The 1201-nt window shown below is 73.6% G+C and carries 1 protein-coding gene; it reads left to right on the top strand.

Going from position 1 to position 1201, the window contains the following annotated elements:
* Positions 1 to 1201 (top strand): beta-ketoacyl synthase N-terminal-like domain-containing protein (locus ABTY15_RS39705; RefSeq protein ID WP_350607708.1); only part of this gene is annotated, 1201 nt, incomplete at both ends.

Raw genomic sequence — 1201 nt, 5'->3', positions numbered from 1 at the left:
GCGAACGCCTACCTGGACGCGCTCGCGGAGCAGCGCCGGGCCGACGGCCTGCCCGCCACCTCGATCGCCTGGGGCGCCTGGGCCGAGGCCGGGCTCGCCACCGAGGAACTCGTGGCCGACCGGCTGCGCCGTGACGGTGTCGTCGGTATGGCGCCGGGGCTGGCGATCTCTGCGCTGCAGCACGCGCTCGACGAGGGCGACACCGCCCTGACCGTTGCGGACATCGTCTGGGAGCGGTTGGCCGCCGAGTTCGAGGCCGTCCGGCGGGGCCGGCTCTTCGCCGAGATCCCCGAGGTCCGGCAGCTTAGGGCCGCGGCCCAGGCCGGGCCGTCGGCCGCCGCCCCGATCACAGAAGGCTCCTCGCTGGCGGCGCGGCTCGCCGGGCTGTCGGAGACGGAGCGCGGCCGTGCGGTGCTGGACCTCGTCCGTGGCCAGGTCGCTGCCGTTCTCGGTTATGCCGGGCCGGAGGCGGTGGAGGCGGGCCGGGCGTTCAAGGAGCTGGGCTTCGACTCGCTGACCGCCGTCGACCTGCGCAACCGCCTCAACGCAGCGACCGGGCTGCGCCTGCCGGCGACGCTGGTCTTCGACTACCCGTCGGCCACCGCACTCGCGGACCAGCTCACCACCGAACTGCTCGGCCTGCAGCCGGCGCTCCCGGCAGCCTCCGCCGTCGCTCCGGCCGCGGATGACGACCCGATCGCCATCGTGGCGATGGCCTGCCGCTTCCCGGGCGGGGTCCGCTCGCCGGAGGAGCTGTGGCAGCTGCTGCTGAGCGGCGGCGACGCGGTGGTCGACTTCCCGACCGACCGCGGCTGGGACCTGGACTCGCTCTTCGATGACGACCCCGACAAGCTGGGCAAGGTCTACACGCGCAAGGGAGCGTTCCTGCGGGACGCCACCCGCTTCGACGCCGCGTTCTTCGGCATCTCGCCGCGCGAGGCGACGGCTATGGACCCGCAGCAGCGCCTGCTGCTGGAGACGTCCTGGGAGGCGTTCGAGCGGGCCGGAATCGACCCTGCCGCCCTCCGCGGGAGCCAGGCCGGCGTCTTCATCGGCACGAACGGCCAGGACTACATCTCCCTCCTCACCGAGGGCCAGGAAGGTGCCGAGGGGCACCGGCTGACCGGTACGGCGACGAGCGTCGTCTCCGGGCGTCTCTCGTACACGTTCGGTCTTGAGGGGCCGGCGGTGTCGGTGGACA

It is taken from the genome of Kitasatospora sp. NPDC097643, assembly GCF_040302625.1.
Lineage (GTDB): Bacteria > Actinomycetota > Actinomycetes > Streptomycetales > Streptomycetaceae > Kitasatospora.
The sequence above is the reverse complement of the archived record's forward strand: the minus strand, read 5'-3'. Positions and strand labels throughout refer to the sequence as shown.